Raw genomic sequence first — 6,283 nt, forward strand, 5'->3', positions numbered from 1 at the left:
GCACCCTGTCGGGGCGGCGTTCGCCGCCCTACCATGCCCCTGTGGACATCGACGCATGGGTGTGGTGGCTCGTCGCAGCGGTCGGCCTGGGGATCCCCCTCGTGATCACCGCCATGCCCGAACTCGGCATGCTCTCCGTCGGTGCGGTCGCCGGAGCCGTCACCGCGGGTCTCGGATTCGGCGTGGTCGCGCAAGTGGTGGTGTTCGCCGCCGTCTCGGTCGCGCTCATCGCCGTCGTACGCCCCATCGCGGCGCGTCAGGGCGCTCAGCGACCCCGACTCGCCACCGGAATCGACGCCCTGAGGGGCCGTCAGGCCGTCGTGCTGGAACGGGTCGACGGCGACGGCGGCCGCATCAAGCTCGCCGGCGAGATCTGGTCGGCCCGGGCCCTCGACGCCTCCCGGGTCTTCGAACCGGGGGAGCAGGTGGACGTGGCCGAGATCGACGGTGCGACGGCCGTGGTGATGTGACATACGGGTGACGGTTCGTCATGATCATGTGACGGAACCTCACTCACGACCGGCCGCGGTCTGGGAAACTCGATCATCAGAGACTCATCCGGCAGCGAAGGGCACGGGAAGCACGATGCCATCGATCATCATCGTTCTGGTCATTCTGGTGGTGCTTGTCTTCATCGCCCTGATCAAGACGATCCAGGTCATCCCGCAGGCAAGTGCCGCCATCGTCGAGCGGTTCGGCCGCTACACGCGCACCCTCAACGCCGGGCTGAACATCGTCGTCCCCTTCATCGACTCGATCCGCAACCGGATCGACCTCCGTGAACAGGTCGTCCCTTTCCCGCCCCAGCCGGTGATCACCCAGGACAACCTCGTCGTCAACATCGACACCGTCATCTACTACCAGGTGACCGACGCCCGCGCCGCGACCTACGAAGTGGCCAGCTACATCCAGGCGATCGAGCAGCTCACCGTCACCACCCTGCGCAACATCATCGGCGGCATGGACCTCGAGCGCACCCTCACCTCCCGCGAGGAGATCAACGCCGCCCTCCGCGGCGTCCTCGACGAGGCCACCGGCAAGTGGGGCATCCGCGTCAACCGCGTCGAACTCAAGGCCATCGAGCCCCCGACCTCCATCCAGGACTCGATGGAGAAGCAGATGCGCGCCGATCGCGACAAGCGCGCCGCCATCCTCACCGCCGAGGGCATCCGCCAGTCCCAGATCCTCACGGCCGAGGGCGAGAAGCAGTCCGCCATCCTCCGCGCCGAGGGCGAGGCCAAGGCCGCGGCCCTGCGCGCCGAGGGCGAGGCCCAGGCGATCCGCACGGTCTTCGAGTCCATCCACGCCGGCGACCCCGACCAGAAGCTGCTCTCGTACCAGTACCTCCAGATGCTCCCGAAGATCGCCGAGGGCGACGCCAACAAGCTCTGGATCGTGCCCAGTGAGATCGGTGACGCGCTCAAGGGCCTCTCCGGCGCCATCGGCAGCTTCGGCGGACCCCTGTCCGGCAACGGCGGCAACAACGCGGGCGGGAACAACGGCGGGAACTCCGGGATCCCCCGCCAGAGCGGTGGCACGGAGCGACGCGAGCAGCCCCCGATCGACTGACACCACCACCCGGTCGTGCATGATCGGTGCGGCCCCTCGACCTCGACGGCGGGGAGGCGACGCACCGACCATGTGAGGAGATGGCCTTGTCCGTCTGGGAAGCGGTCGCGATCTTCGTGGCCGGCACGGCAGCGGGCACGATCAACACGATCGTCGGCTCGGGAACCCTCATCACCTTCCCGGTCCTGCTGGCCACCGGACTCCCGCCCGTCACCGCGACCGTCTCGAACGCCCTCGGCCTGATACCGGGGTCGATCAGCGGAGCCATCGGGTACCGCGCCGAACTCACCGGCCAGAAGCGCCGCATCGTCCGTCTCGGCCTCGCCGCCCTCATCGGCGGACTCGCCGGCGCCATGCTCCTGCTCCTGCTGCCCCCGACGGCCTTCGAGACCATCGTCCCGGTCCTCGTGGCGCTCGCCCTCGTCCTCGTCGTCCTCCAGCCCCGGATCTCCGCCGGCGTCCAGCGCCGCCGCGAACGCCGCGGCACCGGCGCACCGCACCCCGACGGAGGACCGCTCCTCTTCACCGCCCTGATGCTCGCCAGCGTCTACGGCGGCTACTTCACCGCGGCCCAGGGGATCATCTACCTGTCCGTCATGGGCATGTTGCTCGACGACAGCCTGCAGCGGCTCAACGCCACGAAGAACGTGCTCGCCGCGATCGTCAACACCGTGGCCGCGCTGTTCTTCCTCTTCGTCGCCCACTTCGACTGGACCGCCGTCCTGCTCATCGCGGTCGGCTCCGCCATCGGCGGCCAGATCGGCGCCAGGATCGGCCGCAGGCTCTCACCCGTGGTGCTGCGGACCTTCATCGTGCTCGTGGGATCGGCCGCCATCGTCCAGCTCGTCCTGCGGTGACGGCCCGACTCCCGCACCCACGGCACACGAAAGGCCCGCCCCACGAGGGAGCGGGCCTCCACGTACATCCACGACTCACCGGCACTGCGGGACACAGCGCGGGCGCCCGCCGGTTCAGGCCGCCGAACGCACCGCGGGCTGCTCACCCGCGTACCCGCCGCCGTGCTGCCCGAGCCACTCCGGCAGTGACGACCGCTCTCCCGCCCGCAGCGCGAGCAGCATGGCGTCCGCCGGCGTCGGCACGAACGGCTCGTGCAGCAGAGGCATCCCGGCCTGCTCCGGCGTACGGTCCGCCTTGCGGTGATTGTCCTCCGCGCACGACGCGACCGTGTTCAGCCAGCTGTCAGCACCACCCCGGGACCGCGGCACCACGTGGTCCACGGTCGTCGCCCGCTTCCCGCAGTAGGCGCACCGGTGCTGGTCCCGCACCAGCACACCCCGTCTCGACCACGGCGCCTGTCTTCGGAACGGCACCCGTACGTATCTGCAGAGCCTGATCACCCGCGGCACCGGTAGTTCCACCGCGGCCGCACGCACACGGAGCGCGGGGTGGGCCTGCTCGACCACGGCCTTGTCCTGAAGCACCAGCACCACCGCACGGTTGAGCGTCACCGTCGAAAGCGGCTCGAAGCTCGCATTCAGTACCAGCGTGTCCCGCATTGTGCCCCACCTCCCGTGTGCCGGCCCGGCCCTAGTGGCGGGCTCTGGGCTGGGATCAACTCTGGCCGGGCACGCCGCGATGGACAACGCAATATCCGCGCAAACGAAAGATGCCCGCTCCTGATCTCTCCAAGACCAGGAGCGGGCAAACAACAGGCGAACTCCGGTAGTGGCTAGCCGCGGTTCTCGTACTCGCCGATCAGCTGCGCCCGCGCCAGCGTGTGGAACCGCAGATTGAAGCCCACGACGGCAGGAGACACGTCGTCACCCGGGCCCAGCTTCTCGGAGTCCACCGCGTACACGGTGAACACATAGCGGTGCGGACCGTCACCGGGCGGCGGCGCGGCTCCGCCGAAGTCCTTCGTCCCGTAGTCGTTGCGGACGTGGACGGCGCCCTCGGGCAGACCCTCGAACTTCCCGCCGCCCGCACCGGCCGGCAACTCGGTCACCGACGCCGGGATGTCGAACAGGACCCAGTGCCAGAACCCGCTGCCCGTCGGGGCATCGGGGTCGAAGCACGTCACGGCGAAGCTCTTCGTCCCCGCCGGGAAGCCCTCCCACCGCAGCTGCGGGGATGTGTTGCCCGCCGAGTGGACCTGGGCGTCGCTCAGGACGCCGCCGTCCTCGACGTCGGTACTCGTCACAGTGAACGACGGCACCTGCGGGTGGAAGTCATGAGGCAGCGGAGCTCTCTTCGCCTCGGACACGTCTGAACCTCCGTAATCGGGAGTGCTGCGCTTACGCTCGCGCGCTTACGGCACCGAGCCTAGAGCCCTACAGCCAGTTACGACGGCCGCCGACCTCTGCGAGCCACTGGTTGAGGTACCCGGCGTAGTCCGTCCGCTGGAAGTCGTGCAGGTCCACCGTGAACGCCCGGTACGAGTCACTGCCCTCGCTGAACAGCCCCGGCTTCTTGTCCATCTCCAGGACCACGTCCATCTCGCGGTCGTCGGCGACGAACGTGACCTCGACCTGGTTCAGCCCCCGGTACTGCTGCGGCGCGAAGAACTCGATCTCCTGGTAGAAGGGCAGCCGCTGGCGCGTCCCGCGGATGTGCCCGCGCTCCATGTCCGCGCTCTTGAAACGGAAGCCCAGTTGGATGAACGCGTCCAGGACCGCCTGCTGCGCCGGCAGCGGGTGCACGTTGATCGGGTCCAGGTCGCCCGAGTCCACGGCGCGGGCGATCTCCAGCTCCGTCGTCACACCGATGTCCATGCCGCGCAGCCGCTGTCCGGCGATCGTCGTGACCGGGGTCTCCCAGGGGATCTCCAGCCCGAACGGCACCACGTGCACCGCGCCGGCCTGAACCTCGAAGGCGCCCCCGAGCCGCTGCTTGACGAACTCGACGTCCTGCTTGACCTCCTGGTCGCCGCCCTCGACCTCGACCCGCGCCTGCAGCCCGACGGACAGCCCCTCGATCTGCTGGTTGACCGAGCCGCCCTGGATGCGCACCTCGCCCTGGACGACTCCGCCCGGCACGACGTTGTCCTCGGTGAGCACCGTCTCGACCGACGCCCCGCCGGCCCCCAGGCTCGCGAGCAGCTTCTTGAAGCCCATGTTCCATCCCTCCTGTGTACTGACCTCTACATACGCGCGACGACGGTAGCCGGTTCCCCCGACGGGACGAGTACCCTCGTACGGCATGATCGAGAGCCCCGACCGTACGCCGCTGTCCCGGGACTTCTTCGACCGGCCCGCCCTGGAGGTCGCCCCCGATCTCCTCGGCCGGACGCTGGTGCGCCGCACCGAGGACGGCGCCATCGAGCTCCGGCTCACCGAGGTGGAGGCATACGCGGGGGAGGCCGACCCCGGCTCGCGTGCCCTCCGCGGCCGCACCGCCCGCAACGGAGTCATGTTCGGGCCGCCCGGACGTGCGTACGTCTACTTCACCTACGGCACGTCAAGGCGGTCAGCATGAACGTCGATGTCCTCGCCCACCCTGCCGAAGAAGTCGCCCCCAAGCTGCTCGGGAGCCTACTCACCTGCAAGACCCCGGAGGGAACGGTGAGCATCGCCATCACGGAGACCGAGGCGTACTCCGGCGCGGCGGACCCGGCTTCCCACGCCTACCGAGGCCGGACACCCCGTAACGCGGTCATGTTCGGACCCGCGGGACACCTGTACGTCTACCGGTCCCACGGCCTCCACTGGTGCGCCAACGTCGTCACCGGGACGGACGGCACCGCCTCGGCCGTCCTCATCCGGGCAGGCAGGGTCGTCGCGGGGGAGGACCTGGCCCGCAAGCGACGAGGGGAGAGGGTCGAGAGCGCCCGGCTCGCCCGAGGCCCGGGAAACTTGTGCCAGGCACTCGGCATCACGGCGGAGCACAACGCCGCAGACCTCCTGACGGGTACCTCGGTCGTGCTGTCCGAGGGCGAGCCGGTGACCACCGCGCTCATCCAGGCCGGCCCTCGGGTAGGCGTGAGCAAGGCTCACGACTGGCAACACCGGTTCTACCTCGCCGGTGATCCGACGGTAACGGCCTACCGGCTGAGCCCGCGAGCCAGACCGACCACCGAAGCCTGAGCCGCTGTGCGCCTTGCTGACGGCCCGCAGGTGGCTCGGTGCGGAGTTGCACATGTGCCGTGATCCGAGCCGGCGAGGACCTCGCCTTCCAACGCCGACTCCCGGCCCGCAACAGCAGAGAACTGGCCGAAGGCCCGGCCCGGCCGGCGACGGCCCTCGGCATCGACAGGACCCTCGACGGCGCGGACGTCTGCTCCGGCGTGAACGGGTCCCCGCGCCGCTCACCGTCCTCCTGGGCACCCCGCCCGTCCGCGACCAGGTACGGAACGGGCCGCGCACCGGCGTCGGCGGGGACGGAGCAACTCACCCTTGGCGCACTGGATCGACGGCGACCCCACAGTGAGTCCGTACCGGCCCCACTCACCACACCGTAGGGCGACTTGACTCGGCGTCGCGAGACGCCTAACGTAGCCCGAGCCGCATGAACAGGGACTGCTGTTCTACAGCCCCCGAAGCGGCCATCCACTACCTACGAGAACCCCAGCGGGTGCGTTTTCGGCATGCCGAAATTCGCCTCGATCGCCTCGATTATGAGTCGCCGGGAGAATCGGTTAACGTAGTGAGCACGCCGAAAGGCGAAAGGCCCTCCAACGGCCACTGGAAATGAATTCCGAACCGGGAACGGAACGGAAATCGGATCTGGTAGGGTTGGAAACACCGAAGGGAAGCGC

7 protein-coding genes and 2 pseudogenes are annotated in these 6,283 nt (G+C 69.1%); 6 read left to right on the forward strand and 3 right to left on the reverse strand.

The window, feature by feature from the left end; translation table 11 throughout:
- Positions 1-41 precede the first annotated feature (41 nt).
- The 3 genes from AB0J10_RS17570 (at position 42) to AB0J10_RS17580 (ending at position 2,426) form a co-directional block, all read left to right on the forward strand.
- A complete protein-coding gene (locus AB0J10_RS17570) occupies positions 42-470 on the forward strand; it encodes an NfeD family protein (protein WP_363062446.1) in 429 nt (142 codons plus the stop codon).
- Between the two features lie 115 nt (positions 471-585).
- Positions 586-1,569 carry an SPFH domain-containing protein gene (locus tag AB0J10_RS17575; RefSeq protein WP_363062448.1) on the forward strand — a complete coding sequence of 328 codons (984 nt, stop codon included), beginning with the start codon at positions 586-588 and terminating at the stop codon, positions 1,567-1,569.
- An 86-nt stretch (positions 1,570-1,655) separates the two neighbouring features.
- Positions 1,656-2,426: a sulfite exporter TauE/SafE family protein gene (locus tag AB0J10_RS17580; RefSeq protein ID WP_363062450.1), complete on the forward strand. Its 771-nt coding sequence runs from the start codon at positions 1,656-1,658 to the stop codon at positions 2,424-2,426.
- A gap of 114 nt (positions 2,427-2,540) precedes the next feature.
- Here AB0J10_RS17580 and AB0J10_RS17585 read toward each other — a convergent pair whose 3' ends face one another.
- From AB0J10_RS17585 to AB0J10_RS17595, 3 genes are all read right to left on the reverse strand, one after another.
- Positions 2,541-3,086 carry an HNH endonuclease gene (locus AB0J10_RS17585; RefSeq protein WP_363062452.1) on the reverse strand — a complete coding sequence of 182 codons (546 nt, stop codon included), beginning with the start codon at positions 3,084-3,086 and terminating at the stop codon, positions 2,541-2,543.
- Positions 3,087-3,259: 173 nt separating this feature from the next.
- The gene (locus AB0J10_RS17590) at positions 3,260-3,793 is read right to left on the reverse strand and encodes a YbhB/YbcL family Raf kinase inhibitor-like protein (protein ID WP_363062454.1); all 534 of its coding nucleotides are present in this window, start codon (positions 3,791-3,793) and stop codon (positions 3,260-3,262) included.
- A 67-nt stretch (positions 3,794-3,860) separates the two neighbouring features.
- Positions 3,861-4,643: a sporulation protein gene (locus AB0J10_RS17595; RefSeq protein ID WP_363062456.1), complete on the reverse strand. Its 783-nt coding sequence runs from the start codon at positions 4,641-4,643 to the stop codon at positions 3,861-3,863.
- 85 nt (positions 4,644-4,728) lie between these two features.
- On the opposite strand from AB0J10_RS17595, the pseudogene AB0J10_RS17600 reads away from it, so the two are divergent.
- The 3 genes and pseudogenes from AB0J10_RS17600 to AB0J10_RS17610 form a co-directional block, all read left to right on the forward strand.
- A pseudogene (locus AB0J10_RS17600) lies at positions 4,729-4,983 on the forward strand (DNA-3-methyladenine glycosylase); the annotation flags it as partial.
- Positions 4,984-5,000: 17 nt separating this feature from the next.
- Positions 5,001-5,612, forward strand: coding sequence for a DNA-3-methyladenine glycosylase (locus AB0J10_RS17605; RefSeq protein ID WP_363062458.1), 612 nt, complete (start codon positions 5,001-5,003; stop codon positions 5,610-5,612).
- Between the two features lie 62 nt (positions 5,613-5,674).
- Positions 5,675-5,996, forward strand: a pseudogene (locus AB0J10_RS17610) (DNA-3-methyladenine glycosylase); the annotation flags it as partial.
- Positions 5,997-6,283: the final 287 nt, after the last annotated feature.

Source organism: Streptomyces sp. NPDC049887, from assembly GCF_040656535.1.
Taxonomy (GTDB): Bacteria; Actinomycetota; Actinomycetes; order Streptomycetales; family Streptomycetaceae; genus Streptomyces.